This is a genomic window from Desulforamulus reducens MI-1 (genome assembly GCF_000016165.1).
GTDB classification, from domain to species: domain Bacteria; phylum Bacillota; class Desulfotomaculia; order Desulfotomaculales; family Desulfotomaculaceae; genus Desulfotomaculum; species Desulfotomaculum reducens.
This window is the reverse complement of the sequence record NC_009253.1, coordinates 1,953,546-1,977,081: the sequence shown is the minus strand read 5'-3', so window position 1 is coordinate 1,977,081 and position 23,536 is coordinate 1,953,546. Positions and strand designations below refer to the sequence as shown.

The following is a 23,536-nucleotide window of genomic DNA, read 5'->3' as shown; positions in this document are numbered from 1 at the left end:
TGGCAAAATAACAGGATGAGAAATTAATCTTTTAAGATATTTTTCTCAATCCAAGATTTGATTTCCTGATTAATACGATATACCTTTTCCTTTGATACTTCTTGTCCTTGGATAGCTGCCACCAACATCTCCTGAGGAGGTTGTGTCTCCAAATGATCACATTTAATACCAAAGGGAGTAAATTTATATAGGGATAGTTTAGGAGATTCCCAGGCATCTATAACAAAGGTATATCCTTTGTCCCGATGTTTAAATTCATTTTCAAAATTATAGTCCCAATCAATCAGTGCTTTTAGAATTGGTAATGTCATACTACATCCCCTCTCATTGTCATAGCTCTAACAATACTTCCATAAAAACATTTTAAATCCTTTATAAGTTTGTGACAACTCTTATTTATATTGTTTTAAAGGGAATAATAAGTCAGTAATTATCTTAGCAAGGAGGAGTTCTTCTTTATGATAGAACAAACAAAAGTAGTCAATCTGGAGCAGGAAATGGTTAACAAAAATACAGATTTATTTGTTAATATTACAGAAATTATTGGTGAATTGTTAAAAAGAGGGCTGGCTACCATCTCCTTCAATTATACAGATTGTGCCATAACCTTCGCTACTACACCAGAAGTGCAAAGGGCCTTTGCCCAATACTCTGTGGAAAGGGTTCAGTCCATAACAGATGAAGTGATCGACATTACGTTAAAGTTGCTGGAGAATCAAGAACTTACGATGCTAAACCAAGCCCAAGATGCCGGAAAAGCAGTTCATGGCACATTGCAAAAGAAAATTAGCACTGTAAAGAAATTTATCTTAAACAACAGGCTTCATAATGCCTATGCTTTTTATAGCACGTCCATTGGAAATGTATTGGATCAATTCATTGCTCAAAAAGTAGTAAAACCTGCTACTGATCGGTATGATTCCCTGGAAACTGTAATGGTCAAACTTACCACAAAGGATAACATGGATAACAGAAACCGACAAAGTATAAGTTTTGAAATGTACGGTGATCAAGTGGACGAAGTCATTGAGACCTTAAAAAAAATTAAACAAGATATTTTATCTAGCAGCAATCAAGATCCCCAGTAGGGCTTCCTCAATTGCTGTTTATAGCAAAGCTTCTTTCCTTTGTTTTTCAACCATGGCTTTAATTTTAAGCTCATTATAGTAGTTTTCTAGCTTTTTGGCACATTGATGGGAAGATATTTTTTGTACATTACGGAGAGCATTTGTACTCATCTTTCTCCTTAAATCTGGATTGTTTATTAGCTGTGTTATTTTTTGGTAAAACATTTGGATATCTGGTTGTACTAAAAACCCATCTTCTTCATGAGAGACCATATTGGATACACCGAAGGCATCTACCGCAATTACTGGTAAACCGGCTGCCTTTGCTTCTGCGATGACCAATCCCTGGGTTTCTGTTAAGGAACCAAATACAAACAGATCCGCCCCACAGTAGGCTTTTATTAATTCCTCACGTTGTAGTTTGCCGGTCCATATTACACTATCCTCTAGCTGAAGGCTTTTGACGAGGTTTTTCAAGTTATCTAATTCAGGACCCTCTCCTACTAGGAATAATTTAGTGTGGGGATGTTGTTTATGAACCAGTGAAAAACTTTTAATTATAAAGGGGATATTCTTTTCCTTGCCGGCCCGACCCACAAAGAGCATTACAATATCATGGGGGTTTATTTTATAAGTATTTTTAAGCCAGTGCCTATCTGAGTTGGAAAATTCAGATAGATCAATCCCGGTGGGTAACCAGTTAACCGGAGATGTTACCCCCATGTTTTTGATATGATGAGATATTATTTCAGTTGGTGTGATTACTAAATGGCAACGGTTGCAAAAATTCACACACATTTTACGGGTAATTTGTTTGCTAAAATCTTTACCCAAGGGTACGTAATGGGTATATTGGTCATATAACGTATGATAGGTAAAAACTAATGGAATACCCATTCTTTTTGCTAACCTGGCACCTAGCCGACCCAGAATAAAGGGTGAATGAACATGTACAATGTCAAGGGGTTTCTCTTTAATGAAGTTTTTTAAGCCCCATGAAAAAGGCAGGGCAAGGTAAAAATCATCATGGGCCAGAGACGGCACCGAGGGAAATCGATAGACATTCTTTTCTTTTTCTACCCCCGGATAGTTGGGGGAAAAAATAATTACCTCGTGTCCCATCTGTTCAAATTCTGATGTAAAAAGCTCTATGGATCGTACAACTCCGCTAATATAGGGTTTGTAGCTGTCAGTAAATATACCGATTCTCATGGAAAACACTCCTAACATGATAATGCTACTAAGAGTATTAACAATTGAAGTGTTTTTCTAGACATATCCTATGTGTTAATGTCTTGGATTCTTTTGGACAATCTGAATACCATTTAGAATTGCTGCAACAACCTGGGCCCGTCCCCCCACTTGTTCCATAGCCACCTTAGTATAGATTCCCCCCTCGTCGGTTACCACATAGCGCGTTGGCAGATTGTTAAGGGCAATTGCCATAACATCTAAACGGCATCTTGGGCAAGTGCAAGTGCCGGGGTTTTTTGCTGCATATTTAATAAATACATCATCCAACATATCTTCTACGGCTAGTTCAATATAATTTTTGATCATATTCGTTATCACCCCTAAAAAATATCTAATCACCAAAGGATATACCAATTTTTTTGGCACACTTCAGTAAATCACCTGCGGTATTAACCTTTCTTATGCCCTTGGCAACTTCAGCTAAGGGGATAGGTTTTAGACTATCACCGGCCAGCGCTACCACTGAACCAAATTTGCCCTGAGCAACAAGGTCCATGGCAGCAACGCCATATCGGGTGGCAAGAATGCGATCATGGGGGGTTGGACTGCCTCCCCTCTGCAAATGTCCCAGTACTGTAACACGACATTCAATGCCGGTTAGCCTCTCCAACTCCTTAGCCACAACTTCTCCAATGCCCCCCAGACGAATGGGATCTGGACTTTGGGATACATAATTTTGTACCACCAGTTCCCCTTCCCGAGTTTTAGCCCCTTCTGCCACCACCACTAGACTAAACCGCTTATTCTGATTCTGTCGCTCTTCTAATTTCTTTATAATATTGTCGTAGCTAAAGGGGATTTCTGGAAGCAGGATGATATCAGCTCCCCCTGCAATACCCGAATGCAGTGCTATATGGCCTGCATAGCGGCCCATGACTTCCAATACAATAATACGGTGGTGGGATTCTGCTGTGGAGTGTAATCTGTCCAGGGCTTCTGTGGCAAAGGCATAGGCGGTGTCAAATCCAAAGGTCTTGGCTTCTCCCACTGCTAAATCATTATCAATGGTCTTAGGACATCCCACAATATTTAATCCCTTTTGGGCTAGCTCAAAGCCAATGGACAGAGATCCATCTCCACCTATGATAATTAATGCATCTGCATACTGATTAATAATATCGATGCATTGGTCGGATCGATCTTCATATACTCCTTCGCCAACTTGGAAATGAAAGGGGTTATCGCGGTTCGTGGTACCAAGAATGGTGCCACCTCGGGGTAATATACCAGACACCTCCCGCTCTGAGAGTGGAGTCACAAGTTTTTCCATAACTCCTTTAAACCCGTCGCGAAAACCAATAACTTCTACACCATATTCCCGAATGGCAGTTTTGACGATGGCTCGGATAACTGCGTTAAGGCCCGGGGCATCACCCCCTCCGGTAAGTACAGCTACACGTTTAATCATCGTATCACCTCGCGTTTTTAACTTATTTTACCATGGTTGTCACAAAATGCACAAAGTTAAAATACAATGAAGATAATCAAAGGACTGCATTTCGCAGCCCTTTTAATTATTGAGAAAATGATTGATTCTGCAATTTAGTTAAAATGTCTTTCAGTTGGTTTAAGGATTGGCCATAACCAGCCCAATCCCCTGCCTTAAGTTTAGCCTGGGCATCGTCATAAAGCCGGTTTGCTTCCGCTGCCAGTTCCTTTACAGTCTTTTCGGGTGCTGGTTGTTGTCCAGCGGGTTGATCTGTGGCAGGCGGCACACCCTGCTGGGGACGGTCTTTCAAGACAGCACCTTCACCGTAAATCTTCTGTAAAGCCAATTCTAAGGTTGGCTCCATAACAATTTTATCTCCGGAAGCTACAATGACCCTACGTAATTCTGGCATTTTACTTTGCTCGGATTGTAGATACAGAGGTTCCACATATAGCAGTGAATCTTCTACAGGGATAACCAACAAATTCCCTCGAATAACCGAAGAACCCCGTTGATCCCAAAGGGATAGCTGTTGGGATATAGTTGTATCTTGATCAATTCTGGCTTCTATTTGCATGGGTCCGTATACCAGTTCCTGTTTAGGAAACTCATAGACAACCATTTTGCCATAGTTTTCTCCGTCCGAGCGTGCTCCCAGCCATGCAATCATATTTTTCTTGTTCTGAGGGTTAAAGGGCATGATCAAGAGATATTCTGGATTTTTCTCCCCTGGTAACACTGTGATGGTGTAATAGGGGTCCATGGCCTTTTCTTCTTCTCCTACTTTCTCCGTAGGTAATGTCCACTTGTCCTCCCTGTTATAAAATACCTGGGGGTCTGTCATATGATACAGGGAATACATCCGGGACTGAACAAGGAACATATCTTCTGGATAGCGTATGTGTTTTTTAAGGTCCTCCGGCATTTCGGATAATGGTCTGAACATGCCCGGGAATATCTTGGCATAGGTTTTAATGATCGGATCCTCTGCATCCGAGATATAAAAATTAACTGACCCGTTGTAAGCATTCATGGTAACTTTTACGGAATTTCGTATATAGTTGTTACCCCTGTCGTCAAAGGGTTCTGAATAGGGGTACATATTACTAATGGTATAGGCATCCCACATCCAATAAATTTCACCCTGATTATTGATAACAGGATAGGGATCCGCATCGTAACTTAAGAAAGGTGCGATTTTTGGTATTCTTTCTTTGATATTCCGATAAAAGAGGACTTGACTCTCATTTGTTATATCACCTGTAAATAACAATTTATAGTCAGCAAATGTAAAGGCAAACAGTAATTTGCGAAAAAAAGAATTTACTTTAACGCCGCTGTCACCTTCATATTTACTGTAAGAATTGCCGTCTCCCTTGGGATAGTCAAATTCATCAGTTTTTGTATTTACGATGACATAGCCGTCATCGGATTCACCATAGTAAATTTCCGGCCTATTAATTTTAATATTGGTTGAGGCAACAGGTGGAATATCTTTGAGAAAGAAGTGTGGTAAACCTTCTCCTGAGACCTCATTTACCGGACTCATGGCAATTCCGTAGCCATGGGTATACTTTAACCTTTGATTGATCCAAGTTTTAGCCTGTTGCGGCAACTGGTCCTGGTTCATCTCTCGGACAGCTATCATAATCTGTCGATACTCTTCGTCTATTGCATAACGGTCTATATCAATATTCTTGAATTCATAATAAAGACGCATTTCTTGAAGTTGACTATAGGTTTGACGAAGTGGTTGCCAATCCCATAGCCTAATATTATCGATTGTATTTTTATTTTCCTGAATGTCCTTGGCTTGCAGGGTTCTCCCTGCAGGAAAGTCCTTTTGTTCTATTTTGTCAAGATTATAGGCCTGCTGGGAAAATTTGATATTATTGGCAATATAGGGTATCTCACGGTTAAATTCGTTAGGTAATACCACAAATTTTTGAATTATTGCCGGGTAGACTGAACCGAGAAGGATGGAAGTTACCAGTAAGCCACCGATGGCATAGGCTGTTAAACGAAAACGATTCAAGAAAATGTTAGCAATAATGATGATTGCGGTGACCAAACTGAGAATCATCAAAGCTTTATAAGCTAACAAGGTGGCGTGAATATCTGTATAACCGGCCCCGTGTACAACACCCGTGGACGAATAGAGCAGATCATATTGATCTAAACGATAACCCCAGGATTTTATGACAAAAAATAAAGCTGCCAAAACAGAAAGATGGTATCTGGCCGAGGGGAAACGGAATATTTTTGCCAGTCCTCCACGGGCTGTATCGGTTACAAGATAAACCAATGCCACTAAAACAATGTTGAGGAATATTGCAGAGGCCAATATTCGATAGACAATATGCCAAAACGGTAAACTAAAGAAATAGAAACCTAAATTTTTATTAAAAATTGGGTCAGTTATGTTAAAAGAAGATTGATTAAAATACTGTAGGATAGTTACCCAATCACCGGCAACAGATGAACTATATAAGAAACCCAGAGCCATACTAAGCAAGGTAAAAGCCAAGGTTAATCGGCCTGGTGTTATTTGTTCTCTCCAGTCTATTTGAGGGTTTGGATTAATTGTAATTACATTGTCGTCATCCCGTTGAAAAGGTCGAAATGCCTTGGCAGATTCAACTGCTTTCAAGACTGATTTGCGAGTCAACATCAAGTTGATCAGCAAGAGTAGGAACATAATAATTCCTACCAGAACCCTCAGTCCTATTTCCGATGTGAGCCTTGTTAAAAAAACCTGTTGATAATTAAGGGTCTTAAACCACAACCACTCGATATAGAGTCCAGCACCCCAGCCTATCAGGGAAAACAATAAAGCTCCTGCTAAAATGACTAGGCCGAGGGAAAACCGAGACTTCCCTCTCACGACAACACCTCCGGCTTAAAATTACTGATTTACATGGGTTTTGTCCCTTTCATTTGATCGTCCGATTCTTTTCTGAGTTTTGCTTCGCAAAGTTGGCAAAAGGATATTGATTTTTTAGGCTTGGGAATAAAATCATCCTCTTCCTCCCAGGGATCGCTACTCTTTTCCATAACAATTACCCTGCCGCATATGATACACCGCAACTCTTTCTCTTTGTTCTCCATAGCTGCCACCCCCCGTAAAGTACGCCCGAAATGGGCAGATTAGTAAGACAATTCTTTACAGGGTAAAAAAATCCTGCTTGCTTTTTCATAAAGCAATAAATATCACAACCTAAATATAAAGGATATGTTTTTTTGTTAATATAATTTATTTTCACCAATATATGGGTCTGGTAAACCTCGGATAAAGTAAGTCCACCCATTTGAGGAGAACCTTAGAACCTGTTTGCCTATATGCCAAAAAAAGACGGGAAAATCCCGCCTTTTTTTCTTAAAGACTCTTTGAAGCAAAACTTCAAGGTTATTGTTCCAAAGCCAGTTTAATCAGACGATCTGTTAATTCTGGGAAACTTATTCCTGCATAATTTGCAGCATCAGGGAACAAACTGGTTGCGGTCATGCCCGGTAAGGTATTAACCTCAAGAGCGTAGGGTTGATTATCTCTTATAATAAAGTCTATGCGGCCAAGTCCCCTACACCCAAGGGATAAAAAACTTTTAATGGCCAGTTCCTTTATTTTTTCCTGAATATCTTGGGGTAACCGTGGTGGTATGATATGATCACTCATGCCAGGTGTGTATTTGGATTGATAATCATAGACTCCAGTTACAGAGGTGATTTCGATCAAAGGTAAAGCTTCAGGGCTATTATTGCCTAGAACCGAGGCTGTAACTTCAGTCCCTGCAACAAACTGTTCCACCAGTACATCTTGGTCATACTTTAAGGCAGATTCAATGGCCTCAGCCATTTTTTCTTTCACATGAACAAATGTAATACCGATGGTGGAGCCTTGGGTATTCGCTTTAACCACTGCTGGCACACCCACCTCTTTTATTGCTCGAAGGGCAGCTTCTTGTAAGCTTTTATCCTCCACTTCTTTTTTTGTTATCACCGAAAAGGCAGGCGTTGGTATTCCTTCCATCTTAAATATTTTTTTTGTAGCTATTTTGTTGATAGCTAAAGCACTGGCAAGTACCCCACTCCCAGTATATGGAATGTCCAGCATTTCCAGCAGGCCTTGAATGGTGCCATCTTCACCATATTTTCCATGGAGAGCTAAAAATGCAACTTGAATCTCATTTCCCTTTAACTGCTCTACTAAATCATAACCTACATCTATTTTTACTACATCATTGTAGCCTGCTGCCATTAAAGCTTGATAAACTGCTTCACCACTCCTTAAGGAAACCTCTCTTTCTGCGGAACGTCCACCGCATAAAACTCCTATACGCAATGCCAATTCCCTCCACCTCCTAGTAAATAAAATCCATCAGGTCATAATACAATTTTATTATATTCTCAGGTTTCTGATAAAATCCTTGCCGTAATTTGGATGTTTTAAAAAGTTATAATATTTTCAATTGTGGATTTATATTATTCACGGTTAAAAACTCACAATCTAATCTACCTTTTTAAGCAATTCCATATTAATATATATAAGGTCACTAGCGTTGCATAAAAACTAATGTATAAATCAAAAGTCAATAAATGGAAAATTGCATTGTATTATTTTGTAATAATTTGGTTGTATACACCAATTACCTTATTTCTCTTTGTGCTAAAGGAACAACCACTTAAGAGGTAGTCCTTTATCCACATTTTTCAGATCATGTAATTCCTAAGCTATTATCGGGTCGTAAGTTAGATCATCCAGGTGTTCTGCCTCACCTTGTAGTACCTGTACTAACGTAATGTTGTAGACTTTTTCATGGTCTATACACCGTCGTCCTCTTGAACTTTGGCCTGACTTGAGCTGGAGTTTTCGTACAAACTCAGAGAATTCTATGTAAAGGCATGTGCTAAGCAACATCTTAATTTTTAGTAACGGACCCTCGTAACCGGTTTTCATTTTAAGCAATATCATTAAACAGTAGGTAATCAGCGCTATCAGTAATTGGTTTTCCACAGCCTGCTGGCTTAGACCATAGAAGTGTTTTACACAGAGATGTTGTTTGATCCACTTAAAGAATAATTCGATTTGCCAGCGGTAGCGATATATATAGCTTATTTCCTCGGCACTTAACTCATAGTCATTGGTAATGATAATTACAGGCTTACCTTCGGTATCCTCTGTTTCTATTAGCCGCAAGGGGTATTGCATCTTGGTTATGCCGTCTTTGCCTAAGATTACCTTTTGGTCTTTTTTGATTAAGCTATCTGGGTTTGTTGGAAATTCCTCTAATGTTTCAACTATTGCATTACTCTTTAGACGACTAACAAATCTGGTACCGTTATTACAATATTTGTCGAATTTCTTGTAATCCAGGTAGCCACGGTCAAAAACGTTTAGGGCATCTTCTTCTACAACCAAGGCATCCATTTGTGTTTTGTCAGCAGGTTTGGCCGGTTTAATTATTGCTTTGTCTGGTAGAACCCCTTGTTCAAACAGTTGGATACGGAGGTGTAATTTAACTCCGCTTTTGGTTTTTCTGAACTCTGCCCATCTATATCGGGAAAGACAAAGGCTTATGGTTGAAGAGTCTATCAGATAAATACGACCTAATTCATGCCTTATGGATTTAAAACCGATTTGGGTTCCAAACTGATGGACTATATCAGAAAACAGAGACTGAATTAATTCAGGAGATAACTCTCTTAATTTACGGGATAACTGTGAAGCACTAATTGAATCTAAACCTACTGCTGATCTAAAATTATCATTGTTCAAGCTGTTACTGATATGGCGTAGACCTTTAAGTTGCTCTAACTGTGCATAGGAAATCATTTGAATTAGTTTGACAACGGTTAACTTCTTCGTGTAAGCATCAACTTCTGATTCTTTGACATTGCTTAAAAATTTTTCATTATAAATTGCTTGAAATAGTTGATTATATGTGGATTTACTGGTATCCTTGTCCATGCGTGTTCTCCTTATTTTTGAGATTATGGACAGGACTACCTATTATATCTCAATTATAAGGAGATTTTTTATTTATTCGTAGACAAAATATTCCATTATACTTGACAAAACAAAAATTTTTTTATGCAACACTAGTGATATAAGGTGTTAATGTTTAAAAATAACCATGTTCTTATAATATAAACATAGAATCCAAGGGTTTTAGTACAAATTTCATTAGATTGCAGCCAATTAAGAATAGTTTAAAAATTATACGTTTAACGAATAAATATACACTTATCTTTTTTTCTAAATCAACAGATAGTTTTTTAAATTAGAACATATATCGATAAAATTGACACCCAATTAATCCACATGAGATAATTTGCACAAGCAGAATCAAACAGGAGGAGATTATATGAATCCGGTATCGGAAGTGACTAGACTCCGTAGAGATATCTTTACCAGAGTAGCGCACTGGGCTTTAAACCACCCTCTAGATGTACCTATGGAAATGGATATATCTCAAGTTGTAAAAGAAATCATACCGGACGGACCGGCTCGTTATCGTTGTTGCATCCATAAAGAAAGAGCAATTGTGGAAGAACGGATTAAGATTGCTGTGGGCTTGATTCAACCTGAACATCGAGTGACGGTTATATCAGAAGCCTGTAATGGATGTTCGCTAAATAAATATGTAGTAACAGATGCTTGTCAAAACTGTGTGGCACATCCATGCAGAAACAGTTGCCCTAAGAAAGCCATATCAGTAATTCAAAATCGCGCCTTTATTGATCAAAATTCCTGTGTGGAATGTGGGAAATGTGCTAATGCCTGTCCTTATAACGCTATCATTGAGGTTACCCGTCCCTGTGAAAGGGCCTGTGCCCTAAAGGCCATAAAAGTTGATGATTCCCGCAAGGCAGTGATTGACCACGAGTTGTGTGCATCCTGTGGTTTATGCGTCACCGTGTGCCCCTTTGGTGCCATCACAGATCATTCCCAAATGATCGATGTTATATGTTCTCTTAGGGTAAGTGAGCAACCGCATGTGGCCGTGATAGCGCCTGCCATAGCAGGTCAATTTGGTCTAAAGGTTAGTCCCGACCAAATCAAAGCTGCACTTTTGAAATTAGGTTTTGATGAAGTCATTGAAGCTGCTTTAGGGGCAGATATGGTTGCCCAAGAAGAAGCTGGAGAGATTAAACTTCATGCAGAAGATAAAAAAATTATGTTAAACTCATGCTGCCCGGCTGTTGTAAAGGCTGTGTCACTAAAATTACCAGAATTGAAGGATTGTATCTCCACTACCCTATCTCCCATGCGTGTAACTGGCAAACTGATTAAAGAAAGATACGATAATAGAGTAATAACTGTCTTTATAGGTCCTTGTATAGCAAAAAAAGAGGAAGCAACCCATGGTGATGAGATTGATATGGTGTTAACCTTTGAAGAATTAGCGGCAATATTCTCGGCATCTGAATTAGAAATCTCTTCCCTCGAGCCTGTGGAATTAAAGGATGCGTCTCCTAATGGCAGATTATTTGCCAGAGCCGGTGGTGTAAGTACGGCGGTTCGCAAGCATCTGGGAGAAATGGAACTGAATGTTCTGCGGGTGCAAGGTTTAGGACAATGTCTAACAACATTAAAAACCTCTGCAAAAAAATCAGACTCTAATTTTACTTTTATTGAATGTATGGCCTGCGAAGGCGGTTGTGTGGGTGGACCGGGGACGATGGTTGCATCCACAGTGGGAACAAGGGCTGTTGAAAAACATGCTGGAGAAAGTATCATATTACCCAAATAAAAAACCGGCGTTAGCCGGTTTTTTATTTTAGCCTATAGTAAGGTTTCTTTGAAAGCTGCAAGCTGGCTTAGGGACCCAAAACCTACAAAGCAAAGGCAAAACATGCCAAATAAATAGATCCAGAAGAAACCATGGTTTTTTTTACTTCCCCAAGGGTCATGTTAAGCTCAAATTTGGGGACTGCCGTCTTTTGGGCAGTCTCGGCAACCTCGTCCGCTCCGTAGGCCTTAAGACCCATAGTTTCAGGGGATTTTTTTATTAAGAACATCATGGGCAAACAGATTATTAGCATAGCAGCAGCAAATACAAGGTAAGACGTTCTCCAACCATAATTTTGGATTATATCTGCCATTGTGGGACTGATAATAGCACCACCGAAACCGCTGCCTGCAAGGGCAATACTAATAGCCAAACCTCTTTTCTTAGCAAACCAGTTGGTAATGACAATAGAAACCGGCAAAGCTACTGCACCGCAGGAAAATGCACCCATAAAGATAGCACTTATATAAAAATGGGTAATATTTTGTGCTAAAGCAAAGCTAGCGTAGGAGGTCGCCAGACCAACAACACAGATAGTATGAATTAGCCGAGTATTCTTTTTGGCCAGCCATTTGCCCAAATAAGGTGATAGGAACACGGTTACTCCCGAAAAGATGGTGTTACATATGCCAAATGTGCTTCTGGTAAAACCCATGTCCTTAGTAACAGGTTTAACGTAAAGAACCCAACATGCAATCACACTCTTAAATATGATAATTTACTTTGTAGTTGCAATTTCCTTTATTTTTCTCGTAACGTATTTGTGTACTCTATCATAATAAAAATGATCCCCCCTGGGATCAATCGGTAATTTGGGAAAAATAGTATAGATAGTAAAGGTAAAAATAAAAAGAGCGCTTTGTAACCAACTCCACCAAAGGGAAAAGTTACAGAGCCCTCATACATTTAAATACCCTGTGCTGCACAATACAGGGCATATTTTTTGCTTAGACATTAAAATATTAATAGCACAAAGATCACAGTCCTTGAAATACCTGGCACATTACCTTTTGCTGTGGAAATTTTTGCTTATCTTCCTATGTTTATTCCGCAGTTAGATTTTTTGAGCTTGTACTGGAAATTTACAAACCCCAGAGAACTAAATCGCTGGGGTTTCAATGGCGGGGGCACTAGGACTTGAACCCAGAACCAACGGTTTTGGAGACCGCTACTCTACCAATTGAGCTATACCCCCCCGAGTTATTTAATTCGCTTTCCCTAACGCACTTGTAAGTATATCAAAAGTAATATCTTGCGTCAACAATTATTTTGATTTTATTTTAAAAATGAAAATAACCTTTTATTCCCTGTGTTTAAGGTGCTTTATTTCAAAACTTTTGATCAAAGAATATTTATTTATTATTTGTTTACAATAAGATAGAAACCAAGTAAAAGGAGGAATAGGATTGGCTAAACCCGATAATAGAAATGACAATGTTGAGAAGCTCCAGGAGATGGTTCAAGATACCATTGAAAATTTAGAGGAAGCCCATGAAACTCTGCAAAACAATTCATTAAGTAGAGATCAAAGGCAAGCAATTATGGAAAAGAACAAAAGGCGTGAAGAAAGTATTCGTTCTTTTAGAAATGAAATAAAGGATGAATATCAGGACCTTCATTAAAGTTGTTTGGCTAGCCTTTTCCTGCTTCCAATACAAAAAGGGATAGGCAGGTGTTTGTAATGGGATATTTCTTTGATTATGCACCCCCGAAGAAAGATATGGAAATAGCAAAGGAATTGCAGCCACAGCCGAAAAGAATTAATTTAATATCACCCCAAGAATGGACCTATTGTCAAAAGGAAAGGGATCTTGCTAGTTTTGCCAAAAGAAATAAGAAACATTAAAGCTGAACCCAGGAGTGCTCCTGGGTTCAGCTTTAATGAACTATCCGTCTAACGAGACCGATCCGCAATAAGATGGTACCCTGTTCCAATATGCGGTTGATTACGATCGTATATGATTTTCAGTCCCTGTAGTGTTAAAATTGGATTTACTTTGTCAATGACCGAGGTTTCTTGACTCATAACCTCCGCTAGTCCTCCGGTGGCAATGACTTGAGTCTCGGTGCTCATTTCCTTTTTCATACGTCTTACAATGAATTCAACTTGACCTGCAAAGCCATAAATAATGCCAGCTTGCATGGCAGTTATGGTGTTTTTACCAATGATAGAGCTAGGCTTGGATAATTCCACACGTGGCAGTTTTGATGCTTTTGTGTATAATGCTTCGGTAGAAATTCCAATTCCCGGAGCTATGGCTCCCCCCAGGTATTCCCCCTTGGCAGTTACACAGCAGAAAGTGGTGGCTGTACCAAAATCCACAATAATCAACGGACCACCATATAGGGAATAGGCTGCCACTGCGTTAACAATACGGTCAGCTCCTACTTCCCGGGGGTTGTCCATTTTAATATGCAAACCACTACGAATACCAGGACCCACCTGTATGGGTGAGATATTAAAATATTTTTCAGACATGAATTCCAGTATGGGATTGAGGGGAGGAACCACTGAAGAGATGATAATCCCCTTCACTTCTTTCATATTAATATTAGATAAACAAAAGAGTTCCGTTAACAAAACGCCATATTCATCGGCTGTCCGGTTACGGTCAGTGGCCAGTCGCCAGTTGGCATACAAGGATTTATCATCCAAGACTCCAAAAACAATATTGGTATTTCCTATGTCCACTGCTAGAATCAAGGTTCTTCCCACCTTTCTTTCTGTTATATACAAGGAGTTCTTGTAAAAAATAACCCTTCTAGCATTCGTTCGTTGATAACATGTTTCCTTTAATTTAATGCTTAGATTATCTAGATACCCCGTGAATTTCCTGGTTAATAACCTCGTTAATGCGGTTACTTTCATCCACCATGACGACCTTAGGTGTAAAATATCGAGCTTCCTGTTCATTCAACATGCCATAAGCAATAATAATCACGGTATCTCCAATTTGGACATGTCGAGCTGCTGCTCCGTTCAAGCAGATAACACCGGACCCTGGTTCACCCTCAATTACATAGGTTTCTAGGCGTGCTCCATTATTATTATTTACCACCTGAACCTTCTCGTTGGGCAAAATCCCTGCTGCATCCATTAGTTCCTTATCTATAGTAATGCTTCCCATATAGTTTAAATTAGCTTCGGTTACTGTGGCACGGTGTATTTTGGATTTAAACATAAATAACAACAATTTTCTAAGCCTCCAAAACAGTATTATCAATCAATCTTGTTTTTCCAAAACGTACAGCCAGAGCCAACAGGGCTTTTCCTTTTAGCTGATCAATTGGGGTAAGATTAGGGATTGAAAGTATTTCCACGTAATCAATGTTAGCCCTAGGTTCCGCACCAATAGCCTTGATGACCGCTTCCTTTATCCGACGGATTTCGCGCTCGCCATTGACTATCAATTCTTGGGCTAGCATTAGACTGCGGTATAGCACCAAAGCAGCCTGTCTTTCCTCTGGAGATAGGTAGATATTTCGGGAACTTAAGGCTAACCCGTCAATCTCCCGCATGATTGGAACGTCAACAATTTTCACGTGCATGTTTAAGTCTGCGACCATACGCTTAATAACCAACACTTGCTGGAAATCCTTTTGGCCAAAGAATGCAGCTTGGGGCTGTATAATATTGAATAGTTTAGTTACCACCGTGGCTACTCCCCTAAAATGACCCGGCCGTGAGCCACCACACAGGGACTCGCTGACTCCAGTTACATCCACATAACTACTAAATTCCTGAGGATACATCTCCTCTGCAGGGGGAGCAAAGATAATATCAACTCCAGCTTCTGCTGCCAAACTTGTATCCCGTTGCAGGTCCCTGGGATAGGCATCATAATCTTCGTTAGGCCCAAACTGGGTGGGATTTACAAAAATACTCATAACCACTACGTCACAGTGTCGTTTAGCTTCGTGAACCAGGGACAGATGCCCCTGATGTAAAAACCCCATGGTTGGCACTAGACCAATATATTTACCTTTATTCCGGACTGTGTTTAGTAACAAACGAATCTCTTCAATGGTTTTGCAGAGTCTCATTGGACACCTACCCTATATAAATTCTTTTAATGGTGTGGTGTAATTTCAAATATTTGAAGAACACCACACCTTAGATAATATTAAGAAAATATTAGTAAAGTTTTTTTAATTGATCTTCATTCATGTTAAAGACATGCTCGGGACCTGGGAAAGCTTTGGTTTTCACCTCCTCTACATAGCTAGTACAGGCCTCTACAATTTGTTCCTTTAACTTGGCATATTGTTTGACAAATTTAGGTGTAAAATTTGAAAACATCCCAAGCAGATCATTAATTACCAAAACTTGACCGTCACAGTCTACACCCGCTCCAATGCCAATGGTGGGCACTGAGATAGATTCTGTAATAACTTTGGCCAACTGCTGAGGGATGCACTCCAGTACAATGGCAAAAACACCCGCCTGCTCAAGTCGTTTGGCATCTTCCAATAATCGTTTGGCTGCTTCGCTGTCCTTCCCCTGTACTTTAAAGCCGCCCAATTGGTGAACTGACTGAGGCGTTAGACCTAAATGCCCCATTACTGGGATACCTGCATCTGTGATAGCCTTTACGGTATCGGCCACTTCGCAGCCACCTTCTAACTTTACAGCATGGGCTAATCCCTCTTGCATTAGACGTCCTGCATTACGTACACTTTCTTCCCGGGAAATATGATAAGACAAAAAGGGCATGTCGCCGACAACCATAGCTCTTTTAACCCCTCTAGTGACAGCTCTGAGGTGATGGATCATATCATCCATGTTAACAGGCACAGTAGAATCGTACCCCAAAACCACATTGCCGAGGGAATCCCCCACTAGGATAGCATCAATCCCGGAAGCGTCAACCAGTGTAGCCATTGAATAATCGTAGGCCGTTAACATGGCTATGGATTTGCCCTCCTGTTTCATACGCCGGAAGTCTGCAGTGGTTACCCTTTTGTTCATGTTGTTCTACCTCCATAAAAATATTGTTAAGGGCGGTGCCCTCCTTGGGTGAAAGGCGACCACTTTCAATGGCCACACCCACCGTATAAAGTCCCAAATGGCGATAAGCCTCCTGATTTCGCCAGTCTAGATCTTTTAGTGCCTTCATATGCTTAATAACGGTGGCCCCGTCTCCCCTGACAACTGGCCCAGTAAGGGCTGTTGTAGGTCCAGACTTTGCAATATTATTGATTGTTCCCTGGATTAATGGGAACAGAGCATCCAAAGATTGTTTTTCACTCAAACCAAGACTTTGATAGATGGATGTGCTTAAATGAATTAGAGATACCAAGTAGTTAGAAGCCACTACCGCTGCAGCATGGTATAGGGGCTTATCCTCTGTTTTAATAGTAAAATATTGGCCCTGAAGGTCATCCACTAACTGACGCGCAGTGCCCATGGCTTCTTCATCCCCCTCCAGAGCAAAACAAGACCCTGGCAGGTTAGTTTTAGCACTTTCAACGTCTGCAAAGGACTGTAAAGGATGTACCGAAATCGCCCATGCTCCATGTTCTCGGGCAGGCTGCATGACATCACTGGCAAGGGCCCCGCTGGTATGAATAAGAATTTGTCCGGGGCCACAGCCTCCCTTTAGGGCAATCATACTGGCTGTAGAGGCGATCTCCCTATCGGTGGTGGTAATAAAAACTATGTCAGCCACCTTAGCAGCCTCAGAGGCTTGACTATATCTTTTCGTTTGAAGTTTTTCCGCCAGTTTCTGGGCGTTTAATGGGGTACGACTAAATACTCCCGCAGGAGTATATCCCCGCTCTTTTAACAGGATACCCAAGGCACTTCCTACTTTGCCAGCTCCAATAATAGTAAAGGAAGGTTTGTTTTTCATAAAATTTCCTCCCGAGGACAAATTCGTATATAAGGCTATCCCAAAATACAAAAAACCTCCCGACTCAAGAGGTTTTTAAAATAAACACCCCCCGTCTCGGTCCATTGGCTCCAAGCGGAAAACACCTTATTTTTAGCCTTGTCTACCATAACCAGGTGCAGTTCGCATTAGGATACTACCCGTCAGCATGGTACCGTTTGTTTTTAATTAGTACAATTACAATTGTCTCTCTCTTAACCATATCTTTTTAGTTGTAGAGAAGAACCTAAATCTAGCTGCTCCACTATGTTGGAGTTGACTGTTATCATAAAATGCAAATATCATACCAAGTCTGTTACAAGGACCATAAGCCAGTTGCAATAGGATTTAATTTATATATGGTTTTGTCACCACATTAACAAGAGTTGCATTATTGCAACCAACAAAGTTGTGCTAAAACACTAATGCATTTCTTTTTATATAAGATAAAAATTATGTTTTAAGTTAATTTGCTAAAAAACTAATAATCCTTTGATTATATGAGTAATACTAAGAATTACTCACTTATTCATTGTTATAAGATGTCTTCTATGTTTGACTATAATTTGGAATAATAAAATTTTTGGTTACTGATGAAATGCAACAAATGTTGCATACTGACATTGATAAAATAGTAAGAGACCAAACCCCTACATCTTGGGTTAAAATTATAAATACAATTGGTTAGGAGAAACAGTGGGTAATCCCCCCTGTTTCTCCGGATTTATAAAGATTAGATCGGTAAACAAAAGCTTAAAATAATTTTCAGAATATTAAAGCATTTGTTTACATTGATGCTGTATTAGTCTGTTTAGGCTTTATAATCGGTGCTCCAAGTGGTATGATTGTTTTTTCAAAAACACTGTTTAATACGATACCCCAGGCTGTGTATAAACCAAAGATCCCACCTAGGCCAAGGAAGTTTCCGGATATAACATGCCATTCATGACCAAGAACCTCTAAGTCCATGAGGGCAACCACAGGAACAGCCACATCAAGTGCCAGCACGGCACAAAATAGGCTTAGTGGTGATTTTAAGTAACCAGGGGTCCAGGTTAATAGCGCTATGGCTAGTGCTAACCATGCCCAACCATCAATTCGGGAATCAATGGTCCAGCCGTTTTGAGCTGCAAAAAATTTGAAAATTAGCTCTAGGCCTGTTACCAACATAAAGAAGGCGGAGAAGAAGGTGAATACGTTACCACCTAGTACGTTGCCGTGGTTTATCTCCATGACACCTACAATAACTTGGATTACAAAACCGCCAATTAACCAAATACCTAATAAGGGTGCGGCTGAACCATCAACTTTTCCAGTGTGTATTGCATAAAAAGTAAAGCAAGCCATTGCGAGGGCAACTAGACCAGCCGGTCCTGGATTCACCGTTCCGTGTCCTTGAGACATTAAAAAACCTCCTTTAAAATTTTTAATCGGGCCTACTCTTACACAACAGTGATCTTGATAATCTCCCCCTTTCATTCAGTTTGATAACCACCTGGTTTTAATAGTAGCCGACCGGATGTGGTCGGCTACTAAAGAGGTTAATAATATGTTTTTACTTCTTATTGCTTTTGCGCCAAATATTCATTTTCTGAGCTTCTTTGATTAATTGATCTCTGAAATCAGGGTGGGCCACTGAAATCAAGGCCTCTGCTTTTTCCCAGGTGCTGCGCCCTTTCAGATTGACTATGCCATATTCTGTAACAACATAGTTTGTTACAGCACGATGTGTAGTAACCACCGCTCCTTCTGTCAGCATTGGACGAATACGGGACATCAAAGTACCGTCTTTTTTAGTAAAGGTAGAGGAGAAACATAAGAAGGCTTTTCCATCCTTGGAGAAGTACGCCCCCTCTCCAAAATCAAGCTGACCACCAGTACCGCTAATATGTCTTGGTCCAGCTGATTCAGAGCAAGCCTGACCAAAAAGGTCCATTTCAATAATGTTATTAATGGCTATAACTTTGTCATTCATGGCAATGTAATTTGGGTAGTTACAATAGTCAACGGGATAAGTTGCAATCATGGGATTAGCGTGCACAAAGTCATACAGTTTCTGAGAACCTAAGCCGAAAGTAAAAACTATTTTTCCTTTATCAATATTCTTTTTCTTACCAGTGACACGGCCTGCTTCAACCATATCGACCATTGCATCCACGAACATTTCGGTGTGGATACCCAGATCTTTCAGATCAGATTGTGCAATGGCGTTGCCCACAGCATTTGGCATTCCACCAACACCAAGTTGAATCGTGGAACCATCTTCAATCAACGGTACAATATAGCTGGCAATTTTCTTATCTAGTTCAGAGATAGGAGCGGATGGAATGAGTGGCATCGGTGAGTCGTGTTCTACAATATAATCCACTTCGGAAATGTGAATGCATTCTTCGTTTCCGCCAAAAACCTTTGGTTGATTCTTGTTTACTTCTACGATGACGACCTTTGCTTTATCAAGCATTCTTTTAGTTGCGGAATTCTGCAAACCAAAATAGAAATAACCATGTTCATCCATAGGTGAGACCTGAGTCATTCCTACATCCACATGACAGTCTCGTTCATACATGACAGGAAGTTCTCTGAAGGTCATTGGCAGATAGTGACAGAGGTTTTGATCACAAAGCTTTCTATCTATACCACTGCAGTGCCAGCTCATAAAAGAGAAGGATTCGGCCTCGGGATCTGCTTTTATTATTTCTGGCATACCAGAAACCCTCATCATGGCGCGGACTTTAACATCCTTTAATTCTTCTTTTCTGGCTGCCAAAGCTTTATCTAAGCTAATAACTTGGCCAGCAAATTGACCATAATCTATCCAATCACCAGACTTTATAACCTTTACTGCCTCATCGGCAGATACTAGTTTCCTTTTGTACTCATCAGCATAGGAGCTCATCATGTTCACCCTTTCGTACATTATAGCTTATATTTTTTGAATAGTCTGTAAGTTTTGTATATTTTGTTATATTAATCTTGTTTGATAGATAATGAAATTGGCAATTTCCATCCTTTAATGGTTACTATCTAATGAATAAGTTCTAATTCATATAAAAAACACCATTATGATAGATGTATGTTACAAGTTGGGTATTGAAACGACTAAAGCTAAATTTGCTTTAGTCGTTTCTACGATGCTGAAAAATTTGATATTAGATCTATCTGCAGAAATCTATATTATACAAAACTAACTATCTAGCTACAACCAAAGCTTGCCCCTGACCACCACCAATACAAAGGGTAGCTAAACCGAAACGGGAATCTCTACGTTTCATTTCATAGAGCAGGGTTACTAAAATACGGGCACCGCTGGCTCCCACAGGGTGACCAATAGCAATGGCACCACCGTTAACATTTACCTTTTCTGTAGGCAATTCTAAATCTTTTACCACTGCCAGAGATTGAGCAGCAAAGGCTTCGTTTGCTTCTATAAGGTCCATTTGATCTACTGTCATACCAGCCTTAGCTAGGGCTTTCCGGCTGGCAGGAATGGGACCAAGACCCATAACAGAAGGATCCACACCGGCAGATCCGCCGGATAAAATAGTAGCCATAGGTTTTAGGCCCAGTTGAGCAGCTTTTTCTGCAGACATAACTACCAAAGCCGCTGCACCATCATTAATGCCAGAGGCATTCCCCGCTGTTACTGTTCCATCTTTTTTGAAGGCAGGCTTTAGTTTAGATAGCCCTTCTATTGTTGTTCCTCTTCTGGGGAATTCATCGGTGTCAAATATTTTAGGATCACCTTTTCTTTGCGGAATGACAACAGGTACAATCTCTTCCTTAAATGCTCCCCGGTCAATGGCAGCAATTGCCTTTTGTTGACTAGCTAATGCAAAGTTGTCTTGGGCTTCACGGGTAAGGCCGTAACGTTCTGCAATATTTTCTGCCGTAATACCCATGTGGTAATGATTAAAAGCACAGGTAAGACCATCTTTAATCATGGTATCTACAATTTTTCCATCCCCCATGCGGTAACCATAACGTGCCTTCTCAATGGCGTAGGGGGCAATACTCATATTCTCAAAGCCACCTGCTACAACTATTTCGGCTTCCCCACATATGATATCATTGGCAGCCATGGCTACTGTCTTAAGACCAGAACCACAAACCATATTTACAGCATAGGCAGGCACTTCTATGGGAATACCCGCTTTTAAAGATGCTTGACGAGCAGGGTTTTGCCCTTGCGCTGCCTGAATGACATTACCTAAAATTACTTCATCAACATCTTTGCCATCTAAGCCAATACGCTGCAGGGCTTCCTTTACGGCGATAGCACCCAATTCTGCAGCGGGGATATTACACAGGGTACCCCCGAAACTACCAATAGGTGTACGGACCGCACTAACGATAACAACTTCACGCTTACTCATAACAATCAAACCTCCATTTTTTTATTAAGCAGATTTGCTTTTAATCTGGTGGATGTGTAGGTACAAAAAAGATCCCAAAAGATGTTTTGTGAGAAGATTATAGGGTGTAGGGATCTATCACCATCGGAAGCTTGTAAAGTAACGGGGTTGTAAGATCAGGGTATGAAGGTCCGGGTTCTCATAAATATTCCCTTAAACCATAAAATATGTCACTTTAAAATTTGTTCAAAAAGAGAATATATATCGAAACGGACAAATTATTTTTAAAAATTCCTCTTAAAAATGCTAAAACTTTAAAGAGGATTCATTTTTCTATATCAGATTGTTCAGAATCTATGCTGATAAAACCAGAATTAGCCAAGATTTTCTTTGAGGATTTCACTGATATCCATAATCTTTATTTCCTCATCTTTGTTTAAAGTCTTAGCACTATCTTCCATCATGACCACACAATAAGGGCATGCAGTAACCAGAATATCTGCCTCTTTGTCAGAGGCCTCCTGCACTTTAAAATCGGAAAAACGCTGACCTGATTCAGTTTCCATCCAGATCCTAGCTCCCCCGCCGCCACAGCATAGGCTGTCCTTCTGGGACTTTGCAAATTCAATGGTTTCGACTCCAGGTACCTGGGATAGTAGTTCCCTTGGGGCTTCAAAGATTTGACTATGGCGTCCAAGGTAACAGGGTTCATGGTAAATAACCTTTTGGTTTTTGGCATTGGTAAAGGAAAGTTTACCTTCCTTAACTAGATCATCAAGTATTTGAGTGTAATGGAAAACTTCAAACTCACCGCCAAATTCTGGATAATCGTTTTTAAATGCAGAAAGACAATGAGGTGATGTTGTAATGATCTTTTTTACACCATTTTCTTTAAAAAGTTTAATATTGGATTCTGCTAGCATTGAAAACTCGCTTTCAGCCCCAATCTTACGTATGGACTCACCACAACACTGTTCCTGATTGCCGATGATACCAAAGCTGACGCCGGCTTTTTTAAGAAGTTCAGCGATAGAACGGGCAATTTTTTGACTTCTACCATCAAAGGCTGAGGTACAACAGACAAATAAAAGATACTCTGTTTCAGGGGTAAATTTATTGATATCAAGGTCCTTGGCCCATGTATCGCGTTTTTCTCTAGGTTGAGACCAGGGGTTACCTTGACTGTTAATACTTCCCACAGCAGCTTTAAGGTTCTTTGGTATACCACCTGTTTCACCGATGACGCTACGCATGGCCCTTACTACGTCAGTAATTTTTACGCCCCGGGGGCAGCGAGTCACACAGTGGCCACAGGTTGTACAAGCATATAGGATGTCATCTGTTTCATAACCTTCTAAGCCCATTCGGCCTTGATAAATCATTTTACGAATATTAAAGGGACTTTTTTCTTCCAGTCTACCCCATGGGCAAGTACCGGCACAGGTTCCGCATTGCATACAAAGGTTGATGTTTTCGCCACCCATCTCTACGATTGCATCTCTGACTTCTAAAAAATAGGTTGCTGCTTCACTCATAACTTTTCCTCTCCTTCTACAAGTCAAAATGTGTTAGGAACTTTGATTGATTTTTAAGTTCCTACCAGTTTCCATATGCTGCAAAATCTCTATATACCAACATACTTGGAACTGGATGGTGAAAATTAAGACTTATGTATTGTGTACATTCTAAGCTGACTTCCTATTATTCCTTAAACTGGTACGACTGGTCGGAGTATACTTCGCGAGATCTGGGACTATTTTAAAAGTTTTTTCCT

The 23,536-nt window shown here is 40.1% G+C and carries 22 protein-coding genes and 1 tRNA gene; 4 read left to right on the top strand and 19 right to left on the bottom strand.

Annotated elements, in window-relative coordinates; translation table 11 throughout:
* Window positions 1-23: 23 nt before the first annotated feature.
* Window positions 24-311 (bottom strand): DVU0772 family protein, encoded by a 288-nt coding sequence (locus DRED_RS09650; protein WP_011878139.1) that lies wholly within the window; start codon window positions 309-311, stop codon window positions 24-26.
* 147 nt (window positions 312-458) lie between these two features.
* Here DRED_RS09650 and DRED_RS09645 point away from each other — a divergent pair, with 147 nt between their 5' ends.
* Window positions 459-1,088 (top strand): hypothetical protein, encoded by a 630-nt coding sequence (locus tag DRED_RS09645; RefSeq protein ID WP_011878138.1) that lies wholly within the window; start codon window positions 459-461, stop codon window positions 1,086-1,088.
* An 18-nt stretch (window positions 1,089-1,106) separates the two neighbouring features.
* Here the strand turns inward: DRED_RS09645 and DRED_RS09640 are convergent, their stop codons facing one another.
* The 7 genes from DRED_RS09640 to DRED_RS09610 all read right to left on the bottom strand — a co-directional run bounded on the left by DRED_RS09640 (window position 1,107) and on the right by DRED_RS09610 (window position 9,715).
* Window positions 1,107-2,279, bottom strand: a complete 1,173-nt coding sequence (locus tag DRED_RS09640) for a glycosyltransferase family 4 protein (RefSeq protein WP_011878137.1) — start codon at window positions 2,277-2,279, stop codon at window positions 1,107-1,109.
* 75 nt (window positions 2,280-2,354) lie between these two features.
* Entirely contained in the window at window positions 2,355-2,627 is a 273-nt protein-coding gene (locus tag DRED_RS09635; protein WP_011878136.1) for a late competence development ComFB family protein, read from the bottom strand.
* A gap of 25 nt (window positions 2,628-2,652) precedes the next feature.
* Window positions 2,653-3,729 carry a 6-phosphofructokinase gene (locus DRED_RS09630; RefSeq protein WP_011878135.1) on the bottom strand — a complete coding sequence of 359 codons (1,077 nt, stop codon included), beginning with the start codon at window positions 3,727-3,729 and terminating at the stop codon, window positions 2,653-2,655.
* 106 nt (window positions 3,730-3,835) lie between these two features.
* A complete protein-coding gene (locus DRED_RS09625; protein ID WP_011878134.1) occupies window positions 3,836-6,634 on the bottom strand; it encodes a UPF0182 family membrane protein in 2,799 nt (932 codons plus the stop codon).
* 29 nt (window positions 6,635-6,663) lie between these two features.
* Window positions 6,664-6,858, bottom strand: a complete 195-nt coding sequence (locus tag DRED_RS09620) for a hypothetical protein (RefSeq protein ID WP_041274563.1) — start codon at window positions 6,856-6,858, stop codon at window positions 6,664-6,666.
* A gap of 298 nt (window positions 6,859-7,156) precedes the next feature.
* On the bottom strand, window positions 7,157-8,095 hold the full coding sequence (locus DRED_RS09615; RefSeq protein WP_011878133.1) for a D-alanine--D-alanine ligase: 939 nt from the start codon (window positions 8,093-8,095) through the stop codon (window positions 7,157-7,159).
* Between the two features lie 378 nt (window positions 8,096-8,473).
* Window positions 8,474-9,715: an IS4 family transposase gene (locus DRED_RS09610; protein WP_011877240.1), complete on the bottom strand. Its 1,242-nt coding sequence runs from the start codon at window positions 9,713-9,715 to the stop codon at window positions 8,474-8,476.
* A gap of 397 nt (window positions 9,716-10,112) precedes the next feature.
* On the opposite strand from DRED_RS09610, the gene DRED_RS09605 reads away from it, so the two are divergent.
* Entirely contained in the window at window positions 10,113-11,501 is a 1,389-nt protein-coding gene (locus tag DRED_RS09605) for a monomeric [FeFe] hydrogenase (RefSeq protein WP_011878132.1), read from the top strand.
* An 82-nt stretch (window positions 11,502-11,583) separates the two neighbouring features.
* Here DRED_RS09605 and DRED_RS09600 read toward each other — a convergent pair whose 3' ends face one another.
* Window positions 11,584-12,240: an MFS transporter gene (locus DRED_RS09600; protein ID WP_083755156.1), complete on the bottom strand. Its 657-nt coding sequence runs from the start codon at window positions 12,238-12,240 to the stop codon at window positions 11,584-11,586.
* 419 nt (window positions 12,241-12,659) lie between these two features.
* Window positions 12,660-12,735 (bottom strand) — tRNA-Trp (locus tag DRED_RS09595).
* Window positions 12,736-12,946: 211 nt separating this feature from the next.
* On the opposite strand from DRED_RS09595, the gene tlp reads away from it, so the two are divergent.
* Together tlp and DRED_RS18725 are read left to right on the top strand one after the other, a co-directional pair.
* The gene (tlp, locus tag DRED_RS09590) at window positions 12,947-13,162 is read left to right on the top strand and encodes a small acid-soluble spore protein Tlp (protein WP_011878130.1); all 216 of its coding nucleotides are present in this window, start codon (window positions 12,947-12,949) and stop codon (window positions 13,160-13,162) included.
* Between the two features lie 59 nt (window positions 13,163-13,221).
* Window positions 13,222-13,386 (top strand): hypothetical protein, encoded by a 165-nt coding sequence (locus DRED_RS18725; protein WP_156779633.1) that lies wholly within the window; start codon window positions 13,222-13,224, stop codon window positions 13,384-13,386.
* Window positions 13,387-13,434: 48 nt separating this feature from the next.
* Here DRED_RS18725 and DRED_RS09585 read toward each other — a convergent pair whose 3' ends face one another.
* The 9 genes from DRED_RS09585 to DRED_RS09545 form a co-directional block, all read right to left on the bottom strand.
* Window positions 13,435-14,244 (bottom strand): type III pantothenate kinase, encoded by an 810-nt coding sequence (locus DRED_RS09585; protein WP_011878129.1) that lies wholly within the window; start codon window positions 14,242-14,244, stop codon window positions 13,435-13,437.
* Window positions 14,245-14,350: 106 nt separating this feature from the next.
* The gene (panD, locus tag DRED_RS09580; RefSeq protein ID WP_011878128.1) at window positions 14,351-14,734 is read right to left on the bottom strand and encodes an aspartate 1-decarboxylase; all 384 of its coding nucleotides are present in this window, start codon (window positions 14,732-14,734) and stop codon (window positions 14,351-14,353) included.
* A 4-nt stretch (window positions 14,735-14,738) separates the two neighbouring features.
* Entirely contained in the window at window positions 14,739-15,584 is an 846-nt protein-coding gene (gene panC / locus DRED_RS09575) for a pantoate--beta-alanine ligase (protein WP_011878127.1), read from the bottom strand.
* Between the two features lie 91 nt (window positions 15,585-15,675).
* Complete coding sequence (gene panB, locus DRED_RS09570) at window positions 15,676-16,509, bottom strand: 3-methyl-2-oxobutanoate hydroxymethyltransferase (RefSeq protein ID WP_011878126.1); 834 nt, start codon at window positions 16,507-16,509, stop codon at window positions 15,676-15,678.
* The gene (locus tag DRED_RS09565; protein ID WP_011878125.1) at window positions 16,406-17,392 is read right to left on the bottom strand and encodes a Rossmann-like and DUF2520 domain-containing protein; all 987 of its coding nucleotides are present in this window, start codon (window positions 17,390-17,392) and stop codon (window positions 16,406-16,408) included. Before DRED_RS09565 ends, panB begins: the two co-directional genes overlap by 104 nt.
* An 804-nt stretch (window positions 17,393-18,196) precedes the next feature.
* On the bottom strand, window positions 18,197-18,814 hold the full coding sequence (locus DRED_RS09560) for an acetate uptake transporter family protein (RefSeq protein WP_011878124.1): 618 nt from the start codon (window positions 18,812-18,814) through the stop codon (window positions 18,197-18,199).
* A 151-nt stretch (window positions 18,815-18,965) separates the two neighbouring features.
* The gene (locus tag DRED_RS09555; RefSeq protein ID WP_011878123.1) at window positions 18,966-20,306 is read right to left on the bottom strand and encodes an acetyl-CoA hydrolase/transferase family protein; all 1,341 of its coding nucleotides are present in this window, start codon (window positions 20,304-20,306) and stop codon (window positions 18,966-18,968) included.
* Between the two features lie 292 nt (window positions 20,307-20,598).
* Window positions 20,599-21,783 (bottom strand): acetyl-CoA C-acetyltransferase, encoded by a 1,185-nt coding sequence (locus tag DRED_RS09550; protein WP_011878122.1) that lies wholly within the window; start codon window positions 21,781-21,783, stop codon window positions 20,599-20,601.
* 353 nt (window positions 21,784-22,136) lie between these two features.
* The gene (locus DRED_RS09545; protein ID WP_011878121.1) at window positions 22,137-23,297 is read right to left on the bottom strand and encodes a (Fe-S)-binding protein; all 1,161 of its coding nucleotides are present in this window, start codon (window positions 23,295-23,297) and stop codon (window positions 22,137-22,139) included.
* Window positions 23,298-23,536 lie beyond the last annotated feature (239 nt).